At 64.7% G+C, this 23606-nt stretch carries 20 protein-coding genes; 11 read left to right on the forward strand and 9 right to left on the reverse strand.

Going from position 1 to position 23606, the window contains the following annotated elements:
- Positions 1–220: 220 nt before the first annotated feature.
- Positions 221–475: a hypothetical protein gene (locus tag ACP2YP_RS05580; protein WP_027530541.1), complete on the reverse strand. Its 255-nt coding sequence runs from the start codon at positions 473–475 to the stop codon at positions 221–223.
- A 136-nt stretch (positions 476–611) separates the two neighbouring features.
- Between ACP2YP_RS05580 and ACP2YP_RS05585 the strand changes: the two genes are divergently transcribed.
- Genes ACP2YP_RS05585 through ACP2YP_RS05595 form a run of 3 tightly spaced genes read left to right on the forward strand, consistent with a single transcriptional unit; the run spans position 612 to position 4465 of the window.
- Positions 612–2693, forward strand: a complete 2082-nt coding sequence (locus tag ACP2YP_RS05585) for a M3 family metallopeptidase (RefSeq protein ID WP_426422845.1) — start codon at positions 612–614, stop codon at positions 2691–2693.
- A gap of 12 nt (positions 2694–2705) precedes the next feature.
- Positions 2706–3341, forward strand: coding sequence for a DUF1007 family protein (locus tag ACP2YP_RS05590; RefSeq protein WP_426422847.1), 636 nt, complete (start codon positions 2706–2708; stop codon positions 3339–3341).
- Positions 3342–3373: 32 nt separating this feature from the next.
- The gene (locus tag ACP2YP_RS05595) at positions 3374–4465 is read left to right on the forward strand and encodes a nickel/cobalt transporter (RefSeq protein WP_426426051.1); all 1092 of its coding nucleotides are present in this window, start codon (positions 3374–3376) and stop codon (positions 4463–4465) included.
- Positions 4466–4613: 148 nt separating this feature from the next.
- On the opposite strand, the gene ACP2YP_RS05600 is transcribed toward ACP2YP_RS05595, so the two are convergent.
- On the reverse strand, positions 4614–5012 hold the full coding sequence (locus ACP2YP_RS05600) for an MAPEG family protein (RefSeq protein WP_426422848.1): 399 nt from the start codon (positions 5010–5012) through the stop codon (positions 4614–4616).
- Positions 5013–5096: 84 nt separating this feature from the next.
- On the opposite strand from ACP2YP_RS05600, the gene hemH reads away from it, so the two are divergent.
- From hemH to ACP2YP_RS05620, 4 genes are all read left to right on the forward strand, one after another.
- On the forward strand, positions 5097–6134 hold the full coding sequence (gene hemH / locus ACP2YP_RS05605) for a ferrochelatase (RefSeq protein WP_426422850.1): 1038 nt from the start codon (positions 5097–5099) through the stop codon (positions 6132–6134).
- A gap of 10 nt (positions 6135–6144) precedes the next feature.
- Positions 6145–7113, forward strand: coding sequence for an ABC transporter substrate-binding protein (locus ACP2YP_RS05610; protein ID WP_426422852.1), 969 nt, complete (start codon positions 6145–6147; stop codon positions 7111–7113).
- A 207-nt stretch (positions 7114–7320) separates the two neighbouring features.
- Positions 7321–8325: an SPFH domain-containing protein gene (locus ACP2YP_RS05615; RefSeq protein WP_426422854.1), complete on the forward strand. Its 1005-nt coding sequence runs from the start codon at positions 7321–7323 to the stop codon at positions 8323–8325.
- 22 nt (positions 8326–8347) lie between these two features.
- Complete coding sequence (locus ACP2YP_RS05620) at positions 8348–8791, forward strand: NfeD family protein (RefSeq protein WP_426422855.1); 444 nt, start codon at positions 8348–8350, stop codon at positions 8789–8791.
- A 110-nt stretch (positions 8792–8901) separates the two neighbouring features.
- On the opposite strand, the gene ACP2YP_RS05625 is transcribed toward ACP2YP_RS05620, so the two are convergent.
- Positions 8902–9240, reverse strand: a complete 339-nt coding sequence (locus tag ACP2YP_RS05625) for a winged helix-turn-helix transcriptional regulator (RefSeq protein ID WP_426422856.1) — start codon at positions 9238–9240, stop codon at positions 8902–8904.
- A gap of 71 nt (positions 9241–9311) precedes the next feature.
- Between ACP2YP_RS05625 and ACP2YP_RS05630 the strand changes: the two genes are divergently transcribed.
- Positions 9312–9863: a carboxymuconolactone decarboxylase family protein gene (locus ACP2YP_RS05630; protein WP_426422858.1), complete on the forward strand. Its 552-nt coding sequence runs from the start codon at positions 9312–9314 to the stop codon at positions 9861–9863.
- A 174-nt stretch (positions 9864–10037) separates the two neighbouring features.
- On the opposite strand, the gene ACP2YP_RS05635 is transcribed toward ACP2YP_RS05630, so the two are convergent.
- Positions 10038–11045, reverse strand: a complete 1008-nt coding sequence (locus ACP2YP_RS05635; protein WP_426422859.1) for a KpsF/GutQ family sugar-phosphate isomerase — start codon at positions 11043–11045, stop codon at positions 10038–10040.
- A gap of 193 nt (positions 11046–11238) precedes the next feature.
- Between ACP2YP_RS05635 and ACP2YP_RS05640 the strand changes: the two genes are divergently transcribed.
- Positions 11239–12984 (forward strand): outer membrane beta-barrel protein, encoded by a 1746-nt coding sequence (locus ACP2YP_RS05640; RefSeq protein ID WP_426422861.1) that lies wholly within the window; start codon positions 11239–11241, stop codon positions 12982–12984.
- A gap of 195 nt (positions 12985–13179) precedes the next feature.
- Here the strand turns inward: ACP2YP_RS05640 and ACP2YP_RS05645 are convergent, their stop codons facing one another.
- The 3 genes from ACP2YP_RS05645 to ACP2YP_RS05655 all read right to left on the reverse strand — a co-directional run bounded on the left by ACP2YP_RS05645 (position 13180) and on the right by ACP2YP_RS05655 (position 20013).
- Positions 13180–14631 (reverse strand): glutamate synthase subunit beta, encoded by a 1452-nt coding sequence (locus ACP2YP_RS05645; protein WP_426422863.1) that lies wholly within the window; start codon positions 14629–14631, stop codon positions 13180–13182.
- A 155-nt stretch (positions 14632–14786) separates the two neighbouring features.
- Positions 14787–19520: a glutamate synthase large subunit gene (gltB, locus tag ACP2YP_RS05650; protein WP_426422864.1), complete on the reverse strand. Its 4734-nt coding sequence runs from the start codon at positions 19518–19520 to the stop codon at positions 14787–14789.
- A 313-nt stretch (positions 19521–19833) separates the two neighbouring features.
- Positions 19834–20013 carry a hypothetical protein gene (locus tag ACP2YP_RS05655; RefSeq protein ID WP_426422865.1) on the reverse strand — a complete coding sequence of 60 codons (180 nt, stop codon included), beginning with the start codon at positions 20011–20013 and terminating at the stop codon, positions 19834–19836.
- On the opposite strand from ACP2YP_RS05655, the gene ACP2YP_RS05660 reads away from it, so the two are divergent.
- Entirely contained in the window at positions 20012–20788 is a 777-nt protein-coding gene (locus tag ACP2YP_RS05660) for a hypothetical protein (RefSeq protein WP_426422866.1), read from the forward strand. The genes ACP2YP_RS05655 and ACP2YP_RS05660 overlap by 2 nt on opposite strands.
- A 62-nt stretch (positions 20789–20850) precedes the next feature.
- Here ACP2YP_RS05660 and ACP2YP_RS05665 read toward each other — a convergent pair whose 3' ends face one another.
- Both ACP2YP_RS05665 and ACP2YP_RS05670 read right to left on the reverse strand, forming a co-directional pair.
- Positions 20851–21621 carry an alpha/beta fold hydrolase gene (locus tag ACP2YP_RS05665; RefSeq protein WP_426422867.1) on the reverse strand — a complete coding sequence of 257 codons (771 nt, stop codon included), beginning with the start codon at positions 21619–21621 and terminating at the stop codon, positions 20851–20853.
- Positions 21622–21775: 154 nt separating this feature from the next.
- Positions 21776–22237: an Hsp20 family protein gene (locus ACP2YP_RS05670; RefSeq protein WP_426422868.1), complete on the reverse strand. Its 462-nt coding sequence runs from the start codon at positions 22235–22237 to the stop codon at positions 21776–21778.
- A gap of 235 nt (positions 22238–22472) precedes the next feature.
- On the opposite strand from ACP2YP_RS05670, the gene ACP2YP_RS05675 reads away from it, so the two are divergent.
- The gene (locus ACP2YP_RS05675) at positions 22473–23420 is read left to right on the forward strand and encodes an alpha/beta fold hydrolase (RefSeq protein WP_426422870.1); all 948 of its coding nucleotides are present in this window, start codon (positions 22473–22475) and stop codon (positions 23418–23420) included.
- Positions 23421–23606 lie beyond the last annotated feature (186 nt).

Raw genomic sequence — 23606 nt, forward strand, 5'->3', positions numbered from 1 at the left:
CCTCTTGTCCGGATACCTACCGACTGACACACGACCACAGGCACGTGCGAAATTGGGCAAGTCCGCACATAATAGTTTTGACTCGGCTTCGCAAGAATTTTTTTAGGCTGAGAAGAGAATTGCCTAACATCCGCTTGCGCAGTGTTGCGCGAGCGACGCGGAAGATGAACGCGCGTTAAGTTTTCTGTGTCGAGCGCGTGACTCTCGTGCGCGAGATGCGTCAGCGGCGCTTGAAGAACGGCTCGACGCGCTGGGCTGCGCGGAGGAAGGCGGTCATCACCAGCACGCCGAGTGCGAACAGCACGGCCTGAAGGATGTGCGCGCCCTGGTCGCCGAGCCCGAACAGGATCGCGAGCGCCCAGCCGCCGGCGAAAGCCGCGCCAAACACCTCGGCGCCGATCAGGATGGCGGCGCTGACGACGGTGATGACGCTCGGCCAGACGATCTGACGGGAGGACGAGGAGGGCGCGTTCATGGGCATTTGGGTCCGTGGCTTCGAGGGCCGCAATCTCCCCGAAAAGGCGGGCGGGAGCAAGGCCAAATGGCCCAAAAAAGCCCCATCGCGTGCTATAGCTGGACCCAACAAACCAGCTCGAAATTCGGGACTTGCGATGTCAGACCCCCGCCAAACTACGGACTCCGAGACCAACCCGCTGCTGAAGGCCTGGGTGTCGCCGTTCGCGACCCCGCCTTTCGACGAGATCAAGCCGGAGCACTTTCTGCCCGCGTTCGAGCAGGCCTTTGCCGATCACTCCGCGGAGATCGCGGCGATCACCAATGATCCGGCCGCGGCCGACTTCGCCAACACTGTCACGGCGCTGGAGCGCTCCGGCAAACTTTTGAACAAGGTCGCGGCGGTTTTCTACGATCTGGTCTCGGCGCATTCCAACCCGGCCATCCTGGAGATCGACAAGGAGGTCTCGTTGCGGATGGCGCGGCACTGGAATCCGATCATGATGAACGCCGTGCTGTTTGGCCGCATCGCCCAGCTGCACGAGAACCGCGCCAATCTCGGCCTCGACCCGGAGCAGCTCCGCCTGCTGGAGCGCACCTACACCCGCTTCCACCGCGCCGGCGCCGGCCTCTCCGACGAGGCCAAGACGCGCATGGCCGAGATCAACGAAAGGCTGGCCCAACTCGCGACCGGCTTCAGCCATCATCTGCTCGGCGATGAGCAGGACTGGTTCATGGAACTAGGGGAGGCCGACCGCCAAGGCCTGCCGGAGAGTTTTGTGGCCGCTGCCAAGGCCGCGGCAGAAGATCGCGGCATGGAAGGCAAGGCCATCGTGACGCTGTCGCGCTCCTCGACCGAGCCGTTCCTGAAGAGCTCGGCTCGGCGCGACCTGCGCGAGAAGGTCTACAAGGCCTTCACGGCGCGCGGCGACAACGGCAATGCTAACGATAATAACACCACCATCGTCGAGATCTTGAAGCTGCGCGAGGAGAGCGCCAAGCTCTTGGGTTACCCGACCTTCGCCGCCTACCGGCTCGAGGATTCCATGGCCAAGACGCCGGATGCGGTGCGCGGCCTGCTCGAGCGGGTCTGGAAGCCGGCTCGAGCCCGGGCGCTTGCCGATCGCGACGAGATGCAGGCGCTGATCACGGAGGAGGGCGGCAATTTCAAGCTCGCACCCTGGGACTGGCGCTTTTACGCCGAGAAGCTCCGCCTCCAGCGCGCCAATTTCGACGACGCCGCGATCAAGCCCTACCTGACGCTCGACCACATGATCGCCGCCGCCTTCGACTGCGCCACGCGCCTGTTCGGCGTCACCTTCGAGGAGCGCAAGGACGTGCCGGTCTGGCACCCCGACGTCCGGGTCTGGGAGGTGAAGGGCCCCGACGGCAAGCACAAGGCGCTGTTCTATGGCGACTACTACGCCCGGCCGTCAAAACGCTCGGGCGCCTGGATGACCTCGCTGCGCGACCAGCAGAAGCTCGACGGCGAGATCGCGCCGCTCGTCATCAATGTCTGCAATTTTGCCAAGGGCACCGGAGCTGAGCCCTCGCTGCTGTCGCCCGACGATGCCCGCACCCTGTTCCACGAGTTCGGCCACGGCCTGCACGGCATGCTGTCCAACGTGACCTACCCGTCGCTGTCGGGCACCTCGGTGTTCACCGATTTCGTCGAGCTGCCCTCCCAGCTCTACGAGCACTGGCAGGAGCGGCCCGAGGTGCTGCAAAAGTTTGCCCGCCATTACCAGACCGGTGAGCCGCTGCCGGATGATTTGCTCAAGCGCTTCCTTGCCGCGCGAAAATTCAACCAGGGTTTTGCCACGGTCGAGTTCGTCTCCTCGGCGCTGGTCGATCTCGAATTCCACTCCCAGCCTGCTACCGTCATGCAGGATGTCCGTGCCTTCGAGAGACGCGAGCTGGAGAAGATCGGCATGCCCGAGGAAATCTCGATGCGTCATCGCCCCACACAGTTCGGCCATATCTTCTCCGGCGATCATTACGCTGCCGGCTATTACAGCTACATGTGGTCGGAGGTGATGGATGCCGACGCCTTCGGGGCGTTTGAAGAGGCTGGCGACATCTTCGATCCTGTTGTCGCAAAGCGCCTGCACGACGACATCTACTCCACCGGCGGATCGGTCGATCCGGAAACAGCCTATGAGGCCTTCCGTGGACGGCCGCCGGAGCCCGACGCGCTGCTCCGCCGCCGTGGCCTTCTGGACGCCGCAAAGGCCGCCTAAGGGAGGGATGCCATGCGCCAATTGTCGAGACTTCTGCTGCTTGTCGCGACGCTGCTGTTCGGCACCGCTGCGGCGCAGGCCCATCCACATGTCTGGATCACCGCTTCTAGCGAGCTCCTCTACGCCTCGGACGGCTCGATTACCGGCGTGCGCCATGCCTGGGCGTTTGACGACATGTTCTCGGTCTATGCCTTGCAGGGAGTCGAGGGCGAGACCAAAGGCTCCTATACCCACGAAGAGCTGAAGGATCTGGCGCAGACCAACATCGAGTCGCTGAAGGAATATGCCTATTTCACGTTCGCGCGAGCGGACGGCAAGAAGGAGAAATTCCTGGAGCCGATCGACTACTTCCTCGACTACAAGGACGAGGTGCTGACCCTGCATTTCACGCTTCCACTGAAGACCCCGGTCAAGCCCCGGCAATTGGTGCTGGAAGTGTTCGATCGCTCCTTCTTCATCGACTTCCAGATGGCGGACAAGGATCCGATCAAGCTGGTCGGCGCGCCCTCCGGCTGCCAGATGAAGCTGGAGCGGCCGAATGACGGCACGGCGAGCGCGCAGAAGCTCAACGAGCAGACCTTCCTGAACGGCGACAATTCCAATTACGGCCTGATGTTCGCCAACAAGATCACCGTGGATTGCCCGTGAATTCCATCCTTCGTTCCGCGCGCACGCTTGCCATGGCTGCAGCGATCCTCGTCGCCGTGCTGTCGGTTGATGCCGCGCTGCATGATCTCCTCGCGCAGAACCCCTTTGGCGGGCCGCGCCCGGCGCCGTCGGCCGATCCCGCGGTCGGCGGCATCATCGGCTGGCTCTTGGCAAAGCAGTCGGAATTCTATCGCGAGATCTCGGCGACCATCCGCGCCGCCAAATCCGACGGCTCGGCGGTGTGGACGCTGCTCTTCATCTCGTTTGCGTACGGGATATTCCATGCCGCCGGCCCTGGCCACGGCAAGGCGGTGATCGCCTCCTATCTCGTCGCCAATCGCGAGACCGCGCGGCGCGGCATCGCGCTGTCCTTTGCCTCGGCGCTGATGCAGTCGCTGGTCGCTATCCTGATCGTCGGAATTTCGGCCTGGATCCTGAACGCCACCGCCAAGACCATGTGCAAGGCGGAAGGCGCGATCGAGATCGCAAGCTATGGCCTGATTGCGCTGTTCGGCCTGCGGCTGGTCTGGGTCAAGGGCGGCACGTTCATTCGCGCGCTTCAGGCGGCGCAGCCGGTGCCGGCGATCGCGGGGCTGCCGCATGACCATCATGATCACGGCCATCACCATCATCATGATGCGCATGATCATGACGACCATGCTCACAGCCATGACCATCATCACCACGATCACGCGCACGCCCATGATCACCACGCCCATGACCACGTCCACGACGAGCATTGCGGCCATTCCCACGGCCCCACCCCGAGCGAGCTTGCCGGGCCCGGCGGCTGGCGGCGCGGGTTCGCTGCGATCCTGACCGTCGGCATCCGCCCCTGCTCGGGCGCGATCCTGGTGCTGGTGTTCGCGCTGGCGCAAGGCCTGTTCTGGGCCGGCATTGCCGCGACTTTCTTGATGGGATTAGGCACCGCTATCACGGTCGCGGCCATCGCTGTCATTGCCGTCTCCGCCAAGGACATCGCCGGCCGCCTGAGCGGAGCCCGCGACGGCGGTGGCGCGCTCTTCATGCGCGGCATCGAATTCGCGGCCGCCGCCGTCGTGCTGCTGTTCGGGTCGGGCCTCTTGTTCGGCTACATCGCCGCCGAGCGGACGACCTGTTTTTGAGCCGAGCTCTCGTGCCCCGGACGCTGCGCAGCGTCCCTTCGACGATGCGCTGCAGAGCCGGGGCCCATCTCCTCCGTACGGCTGGGTGTGGCCTTCTGGCTCTGCGGAGCAGCGCAAAAGCGCAGCACCGCGTCCGGGACACGGTAGCTCACACCGGCAGCAACCGCTTCATCAGCGGCATGAAGAAGATCCCGAGATTGATCGCGAAGCCGATGTTCCAGAGGATGGAGCGTAGGGTCGGGCGGTTGCCGAGATAGGTCAGCACATAGGCGATCCGCACGATCAGGAACAGCACCGCGAGCTCGTCGATCAGGCGCTGCGGCGCGTCCCGGAATTCCGCGAGCAGCACGGCAAAGGCGAAGAACGGAAGGGTCTCGATGCCGTTCTGATGGGCCCCTAGCGCGCGGGCCCGGATCGGATCCTGGAAGAAGGCGGGATCGCGCGGATTGGCGTTGTCGAACCGGCGGATTGCCGTCAATTTGCCGCCCGCAAGCGTCAACAGATAGAGCAGCACCGCTCCGAACACGCACCATTCGGCGATCATCATGGTTTCGTCTCCCCCCGCACGACGAAGCCTAGCGAAACCGGCCCAATCTTGACAAGCTCGGTGCAACGCGCGACCCACGGGACCATGACCACCATTGCCTCCATCCAGACCGCAAAGCCGGCCGCGCAGCCGGCCCGGCCGCGTGTCGGCGTGCTCCTAGTCAATCTCGGCACGCCCGATACGGCCGACGCATCAGGCGTGCGGGTCTATTTGAAGGAGTTTCTCTCGGACGCCCGCGTGATTGAGGACCAGGGCCTGATCTGGCAGCTGGTGCTGAACGGCATCATCCTGCGCAGCCGTCCCCGCACCAAGGCGCTCGACTACCGGAAGATATGGAACAACGAGCGGAACGAGTCGCCGCTGAAGACCATCACGCGGTCGCAAGCCGACAAGCTCGCCGCCGCGCTGTCGGATCGCGCGCATGTCGTGGTGGACTGGGCGATGCGTTACGGCAATCCCTCGATCAAGGCGGGCATCGATGCGCTGATCGCGAAGGGCTGCGAGCGTATCCTTGCCGTGCCGCTCTATCCGCAATATTCCGCCTCGACCTCGGCGACCGTCTGTGACGAGGTGTTCCGCGTGCTCGCCGGTCTGCGCAATCAGCCGACGCTGCGGGTGACGCCGCCCTATTACGAGGACGAGGCCTATATCGAGGCGCTCGCCGTCTCGATCGAGAGGCATCTGGCGACACTGCCTTTCAAGCCCGAGCTGATTGTCGCCTCATTCCACGGCATGCCGAAATCCTATGTCGAGAAGGGCGATCCCTATCAGAGCCATTGCATCGCCACGACCGAGGCGTTGCGCCGACGGCTCGGCATGGATGAGACAAAACTGCTGCTGACCTTCCAGTCGCGCTTCGGCAATGACGAATGGCTGCAGCCCTACACCGACAAGACGATGGAACGTCTTGCCAAGGAAGGTGTGCGTCGCATCGCGGTGGTGACGCCGGGCTTTTCGGCTGACTGCCTGGAGACGCTGGAGGAGATCGCGCAGGAGAATGCCGAGATCTTCAAACACAATGGTGGCGAGCAGTTTTCCGCGATCTCCTGCCTCAACGACAGCGAACCCGGCATGGATGTGATCCGCACGCTGGTGCTGCGCGAGCTTCAGGGCTGGATCTGATGGGCGCCCCATGAACCGCCGCGAATGCCTGGCGCTTCTTGGGGTGATCGCCACGATGCCGCCGTCGGCGCTTGCGCAGCAGCCGAATGCGACGCGCCGGCTCGGCGTGCTCTCGGTCATCGCCTCTGACGACGTGATCGGACAGGCTCGCCTGGCCGAGGCGCTCGCCGTGCATGGCTGGAAGGAGCAAGACAATCTCAGGGTCGACTGGCGCAGCGGCGCCGGCGATCGCGCCCGTATCGCGCAGCTTGCCGACGATCTGATCGCGCTCAAGCCCGATATCCTGCTCGCGCTCGGCACGCCCTCGGTGGAGGAATTGCGCCAGCGCACCACGACAATCCCGATCGTGTTCGCCGTGGTCACCGATCCCGTCAGCCAAGGTTTTGTCCAAAACCTTGCCCATCCCGGCGGTAACATTACCGGCTTCACCGATTACGACGGTCCCTTGGCGGGCAAATGGCTGGAGATGCTGGCGCAGATCACGCCAAAAGCGTCCCGCGTATTCGTCGTCTATAATCCCGCCACCGCGCCATTCGCGCCCTTGATGCTGCCCACTATCGAAGACGCCGCACGGACGCTTGGTGTGACGGTCGAGCCCGCGCCGGTCCACGACGCAGCCTCGGTTGCCGCGTTGGCTTCGGACAGAGATGGCGGCTTTCTGGTGCTGCCCGACTTCTTCACCATGGCCAATCGCACGCATCTGCTGGCGGCCATTGCGCAAGCGCGCGCGCCGGCGATGTTCTGGAGCCGCACCTTCGTCGACGAGGGCGGGTTGATGTCCTACAGCACCGACAGCGCCGAGCAGCTGCGCCGCGCCGCCGCCTACATCGACCGCATCCTCAGGGGTGCACAGCCGGCCGACCTGCCGGTCCAGAACCCCACCAAGCTCGAGCTCGTCATCAATCTGAAGGCGGCCAAGGCGCTGGGCGTCACGGTCCCGGCCGGTCTGATCGCAACTGCACACGACGTCATCGAGTAGCGTCGCAATCCGTTAACTTTTGCCGTTAGGTCTGCGCCTGGACGCATTCAAGAGCCCTTCGTAAATACATAATCGTGACCATTCCCTCTCGTCGCGTCTTGTGCAGAATGGCGTGGATGCCGACGTTACTCGCAACCGCTGAACCGGTAGGGTCCCGGTCTCGACCAATGGCAGCGCGGGAAGGGGCTTTCCCGCCTTGGAGGAAATATGAGCGGTTTCGATATTTTCGCGATTGTTCTGGTGTTGCTCGTCATCGTCACGCTGATTGCCGGCGTGAAGACGGTGCCGCAGGGCTATGACTGGACCATCGAGCGGTTCGGCAAATACACCCAGACGCTGAGCCCCGGGCTCAATCTCATCGTCCCGTATTTCGATCGCGTCGGGCGCAAGATCAACATGATGGAGCAGGTGATCAACATTCCCGAGCAGGAGGTGATCACCAAGGACAACGCCACCGTGACGGTGGACGGCGTCGCGTTCTTCCAGGTGTTCGACGCCGCCAAGGCGAGCTACGAGGTTGCCAATCTCGAGCAGGCGATCATCGTGCTGACCATGACCAACATCCGCTCGGTGATGGGGTCGATGGATCTCGACCAGGTGCTGTCGCACCGCGACGAGATCAACGAGCGCCTGCTGCGTGTGGTCGATGCCGCGGTGTCGCCCTGGGGTCTCAAGGTCAACCGCATCGAGATCAAGGACATCGTGCCGCCCGCCGACCTCGTCGAAGCCATGGGCCGGCAGATGAAGGCCGAGCGCGTCAAGCGGGCCGACATCCTTCAGGCCGAAGGTGCGCGCCAGTCCGAGATCCTGCGTGCCGAGGGCGCCAAGCAGGGCCAGATCCTTCAGGCCGAAGGCCGCCGCGAAGCTGCCTTCCGCGACGCCGAGGCGCGCGAGCGCTCGGCGGAAGCCGAGGCCAAGGCCACGCAAATGGTCAGCGAGGCCATTGCCAAGGGCGATGTCGCGGCGTTGAACTACTTTATCGCCGACAAATATATCAAGGCGTTCGGGCAACTCGCGGAGTCGCCGAACCAGAAGGTCATCATGCTGCCGGTCGAGGCGATGGGCATGCTGGGCTCGCTCGCCGGCATCGGGGAAATCGCCAAGGCGACGTTCGGCGAAAGCGCGGTATCTGCGGCAGCCGCCGCTCGCCGCTCCGGCTCGGTGCCGCCGACCGGCGGCACGCCACCGGCAGTGCCTCCGCAGCAGGGGTAGTGCCAATTTTAGAGGTCGTGTCATGACCGACATGTTCGTATCGCTCGGCACCTGGAATTGGCTGATCTTCGGCTTCATCCTGATGGCGCTGGAGGTGATCGCGCCGGGCGTGTTCCTGTTCTGGCTCGGGCTCGCCGCGCTTCTGGTCGGCCTGATCTCGTTCGCACTTGTCATATCCTGGCAAATTCAGCTCGTGATGTTCGCGGTGTTCGCAGCCGCTGCCGTGCCGGTGTGGCGCCGGCTCTCCCGGCCGAAGCCGGATGCGAGCGCCAGCCCCTTCCTGAACAAGCGCAGCGAGGCGCTCTTGGGCCGCGAGTTTACGCTGGAGAAGCCGATCATCGACGGCAACGGCACCATGCGTATCGGCGATACGGTATGGCGCGTGGCAGGCCCGGACACGCCGGCGGGCACGCGCGTGAAGGTGGTGCAGGTGGATGGTGCCAATCTGACGGTGGCCGCGGCGTAGTTGCCGTCATTGCGAACGAAGTGAAGCAATCCAGAATCTCTCCACGGGGACAGTCTGAATTGCTTCGCTTCGCTCGCAATGACGAGTTTGTCGGGACGACATCGCCGAACTTAGGCGCGGCTCTTGCTGTGCCACCTCTCCGCAAACCGGTGCAGCGGCATGAACGTCTCGCATAAATCCCGCCCCAGCGGCGTCAGGCCGTAGCCGCCACCTTTGCCCAGCTCCACGAACCCCGCCTCGCGCAACTCCGTCAGCCGGGCCTGCAGCACCGTGGGCGAGGCCTCGTCGCAGGCCGTGCGAAGCGCGCGCGAGGTGAGGGGATCCTCGCGCAGCTCCCACAGGATCCGCAGGCTCCAGCGCCGGCCGAGCAGATCGAGCAGCGCCATGATCGGCCGCCCGGTGCGGGAGCCACGCACGCGGCGCTCCCCTGATGCTGCCTGTTTCGCCATCGCGCCCCTCTTGCGTCTTGCTACAGATAATGTAGCGTATTGCTACAGTAATTGTAGCAAGGAAGATGCTCATGTCATCCCCAGCTCCGCGTATTGCCCCGCTCGCGCCGCCTTATCCCCCGGAGATCCAGGCGCAGTTCGACCGCATCATGCGCGGCGCGCCGCCGCTGGTGCTGTTCCGGGTCATGGCCGGCCACACCCGCGCCTGGGAGAAGTTTCGCGCCGGGGGACTGCTCGATCCCGGGCCGCTGTCGTTGCGCCAGCGCGAGATCGTCATCGATCGCACCTGCGCGCTGAACCAGTGCGAGTATGAATGGGGCGTGCATGTCGCGGTTTTTGCCGGGCCGGCGAAGCTCACCGAGGATGAGGTCCGCGCGACTGTCGCGGGCGATGCGAATTCATCCTGCTGGTCGCCGGCCGAGCAGGCCCTGATCGCGGCGGTGGACGCGTTGCACACCAGCGCAACCTTCACCGACGCCGAGTTTGCCGCGCTGTCGGCGTATTACGACGAAGCACAGGTTCTGGAGATCATGCTGCTGTGCGGCTTCTATCGCACGGTGTCGTATCTGGCGAACGGGCTGAAGCTGCCGCTGGAGGAGAACGCGGCGCGGTTTCCAACGTAACTCAAACCGCCGTCATTGCGCTCTACGCTCCTCATCCTGAGGAGCGCGGAACGCGCGTCTCGAAGGATGAAGGCCCGGCCGGTGGCCTAGCCCTTCGAGACGCGCGCCAGGGGCGCGCTCCTCAGGGTGAGGGTCTTCCGGATCGCTTCGCGATGTCTCAGGTGCGGAGAATCGTCACGCTACGCCCGCGCGCAACAAATCGTGCAGATGCACGATGCCGACCACCTTGTCCGCTTCGGTCACCACCAAGGTCGTGATCTTGCGGGTGTTCAGCACTTCGATCATCTCGGTCGCAAGCATCGAGGGTGGCACCGTCTTCGGCTGCCTAGTCATGACGTCGTCGACCGACGCCGTCAAAAGATCCGGCCGCATGTGACGGCGCAAATCGCCGTCGGTGATGATGCCGACGGCCTCGTTCGCGTCGTTGACGATGCAGACGCAGCCAAGCCCCTTGGCGGACATTTCCATCACCGCGTCCGACATCTTGGTGCCCAGAGGCTTGACCGGAATCTCCGCACCGGTGCGCATGTAGTCGCGGACGAATTTCAGCATCGCGCCCAGCTTGCCGCCCGGATGGAAATGGGCGAATTCCAGCGCGGTGAAGCCGCGGCCTTCAAGCAGCGCGATCGCAATGGCATCGCCGATCGCGACCTGCATCATCGTCGAGGTGGTTGGTGCCAGGTTGTGCGGGCAGGCCTCGCGCGCCTTCGGCAGCTCGATCACGATATCGGCGGCCTGGCCCAGCGAGGACGCCGCGTTCGACGTCACCGCGATCATCGGGATCGCGAACCGCGCCGAATAATTGACGAGGGTCTTCATCTCCGGCTGCTCGCCGGACCAGGACAGCGCCATGATGACGTCGTCGGTGGTGATCATGCCGAGATCGCCATGGGCGGCTTCAGCGGTGTGAACGAAGAAGGCCGGCGTGCCGGTCGACGCCAGGGTCGCTGCGATCTTGCGCGCCATGTGGCCGGACTTGCCAAGGCCGGTGACGATGACGCGGCCTTTGGCGTTGCGGATCAGGTCGACCGCCTTGGCAAACGCTTGGCCCAGCGGGCCGCGCAGGGCGGCGGCGAGCGCGTTGATGCCGCCGCTCTCGGTCTCCAGCGTGCGGAGCGCGGATTCGACGCTTGTCGGGATGGGGCCGGACGATGGGGTCATCAGCGGTTTCGAGCTCGGCATGTTTTGATCCAGGGAGGAGTGGCGTTGGCCCGTTGCCGGCCTGCTTAGCACGCCCCGGCCCGTGAGGCGACGCGAGCCCCAAAGCCCTCAACGGGTCATTAACCATAATTGTTTTAACTCCATTAACGATGGTTCCCGCGTGTTTGCGGGAGGCTGTCGGTGAAGTGTATGATTTCGTTGGAGTTATTCCATCGTGGGGTCGCCTCCAGGCAGGGGCCGGAGCAAGCGCGCGCAACTCCTTCGCGCCGCTTTGCCATGCCTGCTGCTGACCGCAGTGGAAAGCGCCCCGGCAGCCGCCCAGAGCCTCACGCCCGACCTGTTCAATCCCAACCGCGGCGGCTTTGCCGCGCCCGACACGCTGCCGACGCGGCGCACGGCCGGCGTCCCGCAGGCGCCGTCGGATGCGGTCCCGGCACCGCCGGATCCCAACGACGATCCGCGCAAGAAAAGCGATGCGCCCGCGCCGTCGCGTGTCGGCCAGGTCCCGACCTACGGCCTGCCCGCAGCGAACGGGGCGAGCGGCTCCGGCTACGACTCGCTCAATCGTAAGCGCCAGCAGCCAAAGCTCTATCCGGGGCAGCCGAAGCCGAAGAAGCCCGCAGGTCCGGGCTCGCCGGTGCCGTCGGCGACACCGACACTGTCCCCTCTCGGTGCGCCGCGCATTGCGCCGCCGCCGTCGGAGACCGCGAACAAGACGCCGGTGCCGCCGGCGATGGCGGGCACCGTGCCCGGCCAGCCGCAGCGCCGTCGCCTCAAGGCCGACGACGACGCGTTCGGCGCGGTCGGCGATTACGCCGGCAGTTTTCTGATCAAGGGCGGGCTCGAACTGTCCACCGGCTACGACACCAATCCCGCGCGCCTCAGCAAGCCGGTCGGTTCGCCGGTCTATGTCGTCGCGCCTGATCTTCTCGTCATGTCCGACTGGGAGCGCCACGCGCTGGTCGCGGATCTGCGCGGCTCGTTCTCCGGCTATACCAACAACATGCCGGCGACGATCGACGGACTTGCCTCGCCGTCGCCGGTCGAGATCGACCGGCCCGATTTCACCGGCCATGTCGACGGCCGTTTCGATGTCGATCGCGACCTCAAGCTGACCTCGCAGCTGCGTCTGCGCCTTGCCACCGACAATCCCGGCAGCCCGAACGTGCAGGCCGGCCTGCAAAAATATCCAGTTTACGCCACCTATGGCGGCACCTTCGGTTTCGACCAGACTTTTAACCGCTTCCAGGTCGCGGCCGGCGCCACGATCGATCGCACGGCCTACACCGACTCCAAGCTCACCGACGGCTCGACCTTCAGCAATGACGATCGCGACTTCAACCAGTATGGCGGCGTCGGGCGTTTCTCCTACGAGCTCAAGCCGGGCCTGAAGCCGTTCGTCGAGATCGAGGGCGATAACCGCGTCCACGACCAGGCCGCCGACCGCAACGGCTATTTGCGCGATTCAACCGGCGGCTACGCCAAGGTCGGCTCGTCCTTCGAATTCTCGCGCATCCTCACCGGCGAAATCTCGGTCGGCTATTCCGCGCGCAACTATGTCGACCCGCGCCTGAGCCAGCTCTCGGGCTTCCTGACCACGGGCTCGCTGATCTGGAACGCGAGCGGGCTGACGACGGTGAAATTCAACACCGACACGCAGATCGCGGAGACCACGATCCCGGGCTCCTCCGGCGTGCTGGTGCACACCTATGCGGCCGAGGTCGATCACGACTTCCGCCGCTGGCTCACCGCGATCGGAAAGTTCACCTACGGCACCTACGACTACCAGGGCCAGAATCGCAACGACAAGACCTACTCGCTCGAAGGCAATCTGATCTACAAGCTCAACCGCAACATGTGGATCAAGGGCACGCTACGCCACGACATCCTGGACTCGAACCAGCCGGGTTCGAGCTCGCAGGGCACGGTGGTGATGCTGGGCGTGAGGTTGCAGAATTAAAGGCGCTGACGTGTTGAGGCGTCGCTCTCAACGCGCACTCCCCTGTCATGCCCCGGCTTGACCGGGGCATCCAGTACGCCGCGGCTTCTCGGTGACGACAACTGTCTCTGGAATACTGGATCGCCCGCTCCAGTGCGCAATTGCGCACAAGGCGGGCGATGACACTGTTTGCCAATCGGGCGGCTCGCGCCTCACTCAGCGTGGCAGATCCGTCTTCCCCATCAGGAATGTATCGATCGACCTTGCACACAGCCGGCCCTCGCGGATGGCCCAGACCACCAGCGATTGCCCGCGGCGCATGTCGCCTGCGGTGAACACGTTCGGGCGCGAGGTCTGGTAGTCCAGCGTGTTGGCCTTGACGTTGCCGCGCGGGTCGAGGTCGACCGCGAGCTGCTTCAACAGGCCCTCGTGCACGGGGTGCACAAAGCCCATCGCGAGCAGGATCAGCTCGGCGTCGAGCTCGAACTCGGTGCCTTCAATCGGCTTGAACTTGTCGTCGACGCGCACGCAGTGCAGCTTCTTGACCTTGCCGTTCTCGCCGGAAAACTTCTGCGTCAGCACCGCGAATTCACGGACCGCGCCTTCGGCCTGGCTCGACGACGTCCGCATCTTCAGCGGCCAGTTCGGCCAGGTCAGGCCCTTGTTCTCGCGCTCGGGCGGGGCGGGCATGATCTCGAGCTGGGTCACTGAGAGCGCGCCCTGGCGCAGCGAGGTGCCGATGCAGTCCGAACCCGTGTCGCCACCACCGATGACGACGACGTGCTTGCCGCCGGCCAAAATCTCGGTGACGCCGTTCAAGGACTCGCTGGAGACGCGGCGGTTCTGTTGCGGCAGGAAGTCCATCGCATAGTGGATGCCGTCGAATTCGCGGCCGGGGATCGGCAGGTCGCGCGGCGCCTCCGCGCCGCCGGTCAGCGCGATCGCGTCGTATTCGTTGAGCATCTCGCGCGGATCGACATTGCCGTCGACGCCGACATGGCTGTTGTAGTGGAAGGTGACGCCCTCGCCTTCCATCTGCTTGACACGGCGATCGATGATGCCCTTCTCCATCTTGAAGTCGGGAATGCCGTAGCGCAGCAGGCCGCCGGCCTTGGCGTACTTTTCGAACAGGTGCACGTCGTGGCCGGCGCGCGCGAGCTGCTGTGCGCAGGCCATACCGGCCGGGCCGGAGCCGATCACCGCGACCTTCTTGCCGGTTTTCACGGCGGCGACTTCAGGCTTCAGCCAGCCATTGTCCCAGGCACGGTCGACGATCGCGCATTCGATGGTCTTGATGGTGACCGGGTTGTCGTCGATGTTGAGGGTGCAGGAGGCTTCACACGGCGCCGGGCAGATGCGGCCAGTGAACTCCGGAAAGTTGTTGGTCGAGTGCAGATTGCGCGAGGCTTCTTCCCAGTTGCCCTGATAGACGAGGTCATTGAAATCAGGGATTTGGTTGTTGACCGGGCAGCCGGGCGTGCCCGGTGCGACCGAACCGGTGCCGTGGCAATAGGGAATGCCGCAATTCATGCAGCGCGCAGCCTGGTCGCGCGTTTCCTTCTCGGTCAAGGGAACGACAAATTCGTGAAAATGCTTCACGCGCTCGGCGACCGGCGTGTACTTGCGGTCATGCCGTTCGATTTCGAGAAAACCCGTGATCTTGCCCATTAAACCCGCAGTCCCTGCCGCTTAGTCGTTTGTTCTCTAGCTAGACCCTCATCCTGAGGAGCGCGGAACGCGCGTCTCGAAGGATGAAGGCCCGGCTGGTGGTCTCATGGTTCGAGACGGCGCTTTCGCGCCTCCTCACCATGAGGCTCTTTTTATTACGCCCCGATCGCGATTTTCGGCTCGGCGTCCGCGTTGGCCGCCATTTCGCGCAGTGCGCGCCGATACTCGACCGGCATCACCTTGCGGAATTTGGGCAGCCATTCCTTCCAATTGGCGAGGATGTCGGCGGCGCGCTTGGAGCCGGTCGCCTTCGCGTGGCGCGTGATCAGGACGTGCAGACGCTCGACGTCGGAGTCGAGCAGGTCCTTGAACACGTCGACCCGGCCATGCGCCTCGAGGTCACCGGTGTGATGATAGGTGCCGGCGTTGATCAGCTCTTCCGACAGCACCGGCTCGAGCTCGACCATCGCCATGTTGCACAGCTTGTCGAAGCCGCCGCTCTCGTCGAGCACATAGGCGATGCCGCCGGACATGCCGGCCGCGAAGTTGCGCCCGGTCTTGCCGAGCACGACCACGATGCCGCCGGTCATGTATTCGCAGCAATGATCGCCCGCGCCTTCGACGACAGCGACCGCGCCCGAGTTGCGCACGGCAAAGCGTTCGCCGGCGACGCCGCGGAAGTAGCACTCGCCCTGGATGGCGCCGTACATCACGGTGTTGCCGACGATGATGCTCTCTTCCGGCACGATGCTGCTGTTCGCCGGCGGCTTGACGATGATCTTGCCGCCCGAGAGGCCCTTGCCGACATAGTCGTTGGCCTCACCCTCGAGCTCGAAGGTGACGCCGTTGGCGAGCCAAGCACCGAAGGCCTGGCCGGCCGTGCCCTTCAGGCTGACATGGATGGTGTCCTGCGGCACGCCGGCATGGCCGTAGATCTTGGCGACTGCGCCGGACAGCATCGCACCCGCGGAGCGGTTGGTGCTGTTGATCTTGGCCTCGATCTTCACCGGCGCGCCGCGGTCGAGCGAGGGCTGCGCCTTCTCGATCAGCGTGCGGTCGAGCACCGCCTCCAGATGATGGTTCTGGCGCTCGGAGTGATAGATCTTCTGGCCCTTCTCTTCCTTCTGCTTGACGAACAGCTTGGAGAAGTCGAGGCCCTTGGCCTTCCAGTGCGCGACCAGCTTGGTCTGGTCGAGCAGCTGAACCTGGCCGATCATCTCGTTGAAGGTGCGGAAGCCGAGCGAGGCCATGATCTCGCGGACTTCCTCCGCGACGAAGAAGAAGTAGTTGATCACGTGCTCGGGCTGGCCGGTGAAGCGCTTGCGCAGGACGGGGTCCTGGGTGGCGACGCCGACCGGGCAGGTGTTGAGATGGCACTTGCGCATCATGATGCAGCCGGCCGCAATCAGCGGCGCGGTGGCGAAGCCAAACTCGTCGGCGCCGAGAAGCGCGCCGATCACGACGTCACGTCCGGTGCGGAAGCCACCGTCGACCTGGACCACGATGCGGCTGCGCAGCCGCTCGCGCACCAGCGTCTGGTGGGTTTCGGCAAGGCCGATTTCCCAGGGCGAGCCGGCATGCTTGATCGAGGTCAGCGGCGAAGCGCCGGTGCCGCCCTCGAAGCCCGCGATGGTGACATGGTCGGCGCGCGCCTTGGCAACGCCCGCGGCCACGGTGCCGACGCCGATCTCGGAGACGAGCTTGACCGAAACGTCGCCCGTCGGGTTGACGTTCTTGAGGTCGTAGATCAGCTGCGCCAAGTCCTCGATCGAGTAGATGTCGTGGTGCGGCGGCGGCGAGATCAGGCCGACGCCCGGCGTCGAGTGACGAACTTTTGCGATGGTCGCGTCGACCTTGTGGCCGGGCAGCTGGCCGCCTTCGCCAGGCTTGGCGCCCTGCGCCATCTTGATCTGCATCATGTCGGAGTTGACGAGATACTCCGTGGTGACGCCGAAGCGGCCCGAGGCGACCTGCTTGATCGCCGAACGCATGCTGTCGCCATTCGGCATCGGCTTGAAGCGGTCGGCTTCCTCGCCGCCTTCGCCGGTGTTCGACTTGCCGCCGATCCGGTTCATGGCGATCGCAAGCGTCGTGTGCGCCTCGCGCGAGATTGAGCCGAAGCTCATCGCGCCCGTGGCAAAACGCTTGACGATGTCCTTGGCCGGCTCGACCTGGTCGAGCGGGACAGGCTTGCGCTTCTCTTCGTCCGCGTTCTTGATCCGGAACAGGCCGCGCAGCGTCAGCAGGCGCTCCGACTGCTCGTTGAGAATCTTCGCGAAGGCGCGATAGCGCTCCAGTGAATTGCCGCGCGCGGCGTGCTGAAGCAGGCCGACCGATTCCGCGGTCCAGGCATGGTCCTCGCCGCGGCTGCGATAGGCGTACTCGCCGCCGACGTCGAGCGCAGTCTTGTAGACCTGCGCCTCGCCGAACGCGTCGGCATGACGGCGCACGGCTTCTTCCGCGATCTCGGCAAGGCCCACGCCTTCGACGCGGGTGTGCGTGCCGGCGAAGAACTTTCCGACGAAATCCGCCTTGAGGCCGACCGCGTCGAAGATCTGCGCGCCGCAATAGGATTGGTAGGTCGAGATGCCCATCTTGGACATCACCTTCAAGAGGCCCTTGCCGATCGACTTGATGTAGCGCTTGACGATCTCGTAGTCGTCCAGCGAGCCGGGCAGGCGGTCCTTCATCGCGACGATGGTTTCGAACGCGAGGTAAGGATTGATCGCTTCCGCGCCGTAACCGGCAAGGCAGGCGAAGTGATGCACTTCGCGCGGCTCGCCGGATTCGACGACGAGACCGACCGAGGTGCGCAGGCCGGTGCGGATCAGGTGATGATGCACGGAGGCGCAGGCCAGCAGCGACGGGATCGGAACCCGGTCGGTGCCGACCATGCGGTCGGACAGGATGATGATGTTGACGCCCTCGCGCACCGCGCTCTCGGCGCGCGCGCAGAGCTCGTCGAGCACCTGGTCCATGCCGGCCGCGCCGAGACCGGCGTGGAAGGTGGTGTCCAGCGTGCGCGACTTGAAGTGCGAATCGGCCACATCCGAGATCGAGCGGATCTTTTCGAGATCGGCATCGGTCAGGATCGGCTGACGCGCTTCCAGACGCTTGGTGGTGGCGAGGCCCTGCAGGTCGAACAGGTTCGGCCGCGGTCCGATGATCGAGACCAGGCTCATCACCAGCTCCTCGCGGATCGGGTCGATCGGCGGGTTGGTGACCTGCGCAAAGTTCTGCTTGAAATAGGTGAACAGCGGCTTTGGCCGGTCCGACAGCGCCGAGATCGGCGTGTCGTTGCCCATTGAGCCGGCGGCTTCTTCACCGGTGGCCGCCATCGGCGTCATCAGGATTGCGATGTCTTCCTGGCTGTAGCCGAACGCCTGCTGGCGATCGAGCAGCGACAGGTTGGAGCGCACGCCGGTGGTCGCCACCTTCGGCAGCTCTTCCAGCACGATCTGGGTTCGCTCCAGCCACTCCGTGTAGGGATGGCTGCTGGCGAGCTCGGCCTTGATCTCGTCATCCGGGATCAGGCGGCCCTGTTCGAGGTCGACCAGCAGCATCTTGCCGGGCTGCAAGCGCCACTTGGTGATGATCTGGTCTTCGGGAATCGTCAGCACCCCCATCTCGGACGCCATGACAATGCGGTCGTCCTTGGTCACGAGATAGCGCGCCGGCCGCAACCCGTTGCGGTCGAGCGTGGCGCCGATCTGACGGCCGTCGGTGAAGGCGATCGCGGCTGGGCCGTCCCACGGCTCCATCAGGGCGGCGTGATATTCGTAGAAGGCGCGGCGCTTCTCATCCATCAAGGGATTGCCGGCCCACGCCTCCGGAATCATCATCATGACGGCGTGCGGCAGCGAGTAGCCGCCCTGCACCAGGAATTCGAGCGCGTTGTCGAAGCAGGCGGTATCCGACTGGCCTTCGTAGGAGATCGGCCAGAGCCGGTTGATGTCCTTGCCGTACAGCTCGGAGCTCACCGAGGCCTGGCGCGCCGCCATCCAGTTGGTGTTACCACGCAAAGTGTTGATCTCGCCGTTATGCGCGATCATGCGGTAGGGATGCGCCAGCGACCAGGCCGGGAAGGTGTTGGTCGAGAAGCGCTGGTGAACCAGCGCGAGCGCGCTCTCGAAATCCTTCTCGTGCAAATCGGGATAGTACTTGCCGAGCTGGTCGGCGAGGAACATGCCCTTGTAGATCACGGTGCGGCAAGACATCGAGCACGGGTAATAGCCGGCGAGGCCGCGGTCGCGGCGCTGGTAGATCGCCTGCGAGATCGACTTGCGCAGCATGTAGAGCCGGCGCTCGAACTCGTCCTCGGACTTGGCGGTGCCGTTGCGGCCGATGAACACCTGCATGCAGGCGGGCTCGGTCGGCTTCACGGTGACGCCGAGCGAGGAATTGTCGGTCGGCACATCGCGCCAGCCGAGCAGGGTCAGGCCTTCCGCCTTGATCTGGTCGGCGATGATGCTCTTGATGACGTTGCGCCAGGCGGTGTCGCGCGGCATGAACAGCGCGCCGATGGCGTATTCGCCGGGCGCCGGCAGCGCGAAGCCGATCTCCTTGGCCTTGCGGCTGAAGAAGGCGTGCGGGATCTGCACCAGGATGCCGGCGCCGTCACCGGCGCGCGGGTCGGCACCGACGGCGCCGCGGTGCTCGAGATTGCAGAGGATGCTGAGCGCGTCCGAGACGATCTCGTGGGACTTCTTGCCCTTGATGTTGGCGATGAAGCCGACCCCGCAGGAATCCTTCTCCAGGCTCGGATCGTAGAGACCTTCGGCCGGCGGGCGCGAATTGTGCTCCTGAATCGGATCGGTCGTTTTCGAGGCGACCGTCGCCGACAGCTCTTCTGCCACGATGTTTGCGCGCTCGAATTGCGACCCGTTCATTGTTCCAATCCTCTCCATGCGGCAAGCTGCCTCACCGCCATCTTCGGCGCACCTTGGGCGTTCCGCGGCACCCGCCTCTGGGTCACCGCTCGTCCACTAGCGAGCCGCATTTTCTTAAATTCAGGCCTAGGCGTTCTTCGTCCCCGAGAACGGCTTTGCCTGGTACCTTGCCGGCGCTCGAAAGTGCCGGTTTTCGCTGCAATCCCTGTGCCGGAATCGCGGGCAAAATTGAGACAGTCTTCCTGTCCTAACCATCACCTTGCCAAATTTTTGTCTATCACACAAGCGCGCGAAAGTCCCGATTCCCAAAGTGTCAATCAGCGCTTTCCGCATGGCGCGCGGCCCCGGTTTTGAAGCAAACGCGCCGCGATCCGGCCCAAGCGGCGCCGAAATCACCAATGAAGCTTCGGATCAGCCCTTCGAAAGGCGCGCCACGCCGCAAGAAGCGAAAGAGCGCGAGCATTCGGGGGCCTGACAGGAGCGTGTCGACCATGAAGTTTTTCACAGGATGTGTGGCCGCCGCCGCGCTAGCGTTGGCTGCAACCGCTGCTCAGGCACAAGGTCCGGCGGGCGGTATGTCCGGCGGGGCCATGATCGCGGTGTCGGATTTCGACGGACCCTACGGGCCGGGCGAAGCCGCGCCGCCACCGCCGCCGCGTTACGGCTACGGCTATGGCTATGAGGACCGCGGTCCGGCGCCGGCGCTGCTGCCGGCCACCGAGGTCTATGCGGTGCTGCGCGAAAACGGCTTCTCGCCGCTCGGCATCCCGCGCCTGCGCGGCGCCGTCTACACCATCGCGGTGATCGACCGCCGCGGCGATGACGGCCGGCTCGTGATCGATGCCCGCGACGGCCGGATCATCCGCTTCATGCCGGCCGCTGATGCCTATGGCATGGCGCCGGCCTATGAGGAGCCTTCGGTTGCACCTTACCGGCCGCAAAGCGCGCTGCCGCCACCGACCATGGTCCGCGGTGGTCCGCCGCGCCCGCCGGCGCCGATCCCGCATGTCGCCAGCCGCACCGTCCCGTTGCCCAAAGCGGCTCCGCTGCGGGTCGAGACACCGGTGGCAGCCGCTAAGCCGGCCGAGCCTGCGACACACCAGGCCCAGGTGCCGCAGGTACAAGCACCGCAGCCCCAGCCCGCGCAGCAGACCGCCGCCGTTCAGGCCAAGCCCGCCGAGGGCGCCGCTCCGACCGTCGGCCAGGCCAAGCCGGCCACTACCATCTTGCCGACGCAGGAGATGCCGGCTGCGCAGGGCTTGGATTAGGGTTGAAGCAAACAAAAAGCGCCCGAGGACCTCGGGCGCTTTCAGGTCACAGCGGCTGTGCTTCAGCTCCGCGGAGACCCCGCCGCTTCCAAGATCAAATTCGCCACATCCTTCGGACGCGACACCAGCGAGAGGTGGCCGGCGTCGAGCTCGATCGTGGTCGCGTTCATCCGCTTGGCGAGGAAGCGTTCGAAATCGGGGTTGATGGTGCCGTCGTTCTTCGACACCGCGTACCAGCTCGGCTTCGAATGCCAGGCGGCCTCCGTCGTGCGTCCGGCGAAGATCGAGGCCGCGGTCGGCCATTGCACGGCGTAGAGCTCCTTTGCGCGTTCCGGTGCGACTCCGTTGGCGAAATATTTCAGGAAGGCGTCTTCCGAAAGCTTTGTATAGCCGTCGTGCTCAACGATGCCGGCGCGCGCAGGGCCCGTCGGAAACTGTTTCGACAGCGCCACAAAATCCTCGTTGGCGTCGGGGGCGCGCGCGGCGATGTAGACGAGGCCGGTGATCTTCGGATCGGTGCCGACCTGACTGATCACGGTGCCGCCCCAGGAATGCGCGACCAGCACGGTCGGGCCATCCTGCTCGGCCAGCACGCGCTTGGTTGCCTCGACCGACTCGGCGAGCGATCCCAGCGGATTCTGCACGGCGGTGACGTTGAGGCCTGCGGCCTGAAGGATCGGGATCACCTCCGACCAGCTCGAGCCATCGGCCCAGGCGCCATGCACCAGCACGACGTTCTTGGCCTTCACGGTCTGCGGGGTCTGGGCGTGAGCGAGGCTGATGGGAGCCGCCAGCAGGCTCGCGGCGACGAAAAGGCTGCGCCAGAAAGTCATGATCGTTCTCCGTTTATTTTTGAGTGCGATACCCAAAAGGACGGAGCGTGAGGCAGTGGCGTTACATACCCTCACCGTTCTGTGATGCGCTGCAAAACGAAAAAACGCCCCGGGGGCACCGGGGCGTTTTCGCAACCTGAAAGTTGATGCGCACTTAGGCGGCGACCGAGCCCTCGATCACCTGTGCGCTCGACGCGCCGGTGTTGATCACGATCTGGCGCGGCTTCTTGGCTTCGGGAATCTCGCGCACGAGGTCGACGTGGAGCAGGCCGTTCTCGAGCGAGGCGTCCTTCACCTGCACGAAGTCGGCAAGCTGGAAGGCGCGCTCGAAGGCACGGGCGGCGATGCCGCGGTAGAGCACTTCGGACTTCGAGTTCTCGTTGGCGACTTTCTCGCCTTTGATCGTCAGCGTGTTTTCCTTCGCGACGATGGAGAGCTCATCCTTGGCGAAGCCCGAGACCGCAACGGTGATGCGGTAGGCGTTCTCGCCGGTGCGCTCGATGTTGTAGGGGGGATAACCGGGGCTGCCGTCGGAGCCTGCCTGGTCGAGCAGATTGAAGAGGCGGTCAAAGCCGACGGTGGAGCGATAGAACGGGGTGAGATCGTAGGTACGCATGGTCAAGTCCTCCATTGAGCGACTGTTTAGGTAACCCGCCCGCCAATCGGGCCGGGCTTTAGTCTGTGTGCAGCCTGATGTTCCGGTTCCGAAACACTGGTAGCGGCCTGCACGAAGGTGATATGGGTGAGTCCAGACGGCGTTCAAGAGGGCGGCATCGGCCCCTTTTCGGCGCTCCCGCCCCTTGATTTGCAGCACTTGATTCACAGCACTTGGCGCCCAAGCACTTCCACTCATGACGCTGGTCTCGATTCCGTCCAACCCCGCTCCCGAAGACGTCGTCAGCGGCACCATCAAGACGCCCGACGGCGTCGAGCTGCGCTTCGCGCGCTGGGCGCCGCCGGCAAACCGCAAGGGCACGGTCTGCGTCTTCACCGGGCGCAGCGAGCAGATCGAGAAATATTTCGAGACCGTGCGCGATTTGCGCGACCGCGGCTTTGCGGTGGCGATGTTCGACTGGCGCGGGCAGGGACACTCCTCGCGCCGGCTGCGCGATCCGCGCAAAGGCTATGTGCGCAACTTCGCCGACTACGAGATCGACGTCGAGACCTTCGTGCAGCAGGTGGTGCTGCCGGATTGTCCGCCGCCGTTCTTCGCGCTGGCGCATTCCATGGGCGGCGCGGTGCTGCTGCGGCTGGCACATGCGCAAAAGCGCTGGTTCGACCGCATGGTGCTGTCGGCGCCGATGATCGACTTGCCTGGCCGCGCCACCTCGTTTCCGGTGCGGACGTTGTTGAAGACGATGCGGGTGCTGGGGCGGGGCGGGGCTTACGTTCCCGGCGGCAGCAATCATCTCACCGGGCTGTCTCCCTTCATCAACAATCCCCTGACCAGCGATCCCGTGCGCTATGCGCGCAACGCGGCGATCCTGGAGGAGGACCCCACGCTCGGCCTGGCGTCGCCCACGGTCGCCTGGGCCGATGCCGCCTTCCGCGCGATGCACACCTTCAAGGGCATGAACTACCCGTCCGAGATCCGCCAGCCGATCCTGATGCTGGCGGCCTCCAACGACACCGTGGTGTCGACCGCGGCGATCGAGGAGTTCGCCTACCATTTGCGCGCCGGCTCCCACCTCGTGATCGCCGGCTCGAAGCACGAGATCCTCCAGGAGCAGGACCGCTACCGCTCCCAGTTCTGGGCCGCGTTTGACGCTTTCGTGCCGGGGACGCCGCTGTTCAAGTGAGGGGGCTGTGACGGTGCGAACACGGTGAGAGTTGGGCTCGTGGAGCGTCCTCATTCTCCGTCATTGCGAGCGAAGCGAAGCAATCCAGAATCTTTCCGCGGAGACAGCCTGGATTGCTTCGCTTCGCTCGCAATGACGGTGGGGATGGATTCCGGCCTTTCCCCGCAATCGGCGGAGAGGTAGGGA

Origin of the sequence: Bradyrhizobium genosp. A (genome assembly GCF_049949275.1) — a bacterium.
Lineage (GTDB): Bacteria > Pseudomonadota > Alphaproteobacteria > Rhizobiales > Xanthobacteraceae > Bradyrhizobium.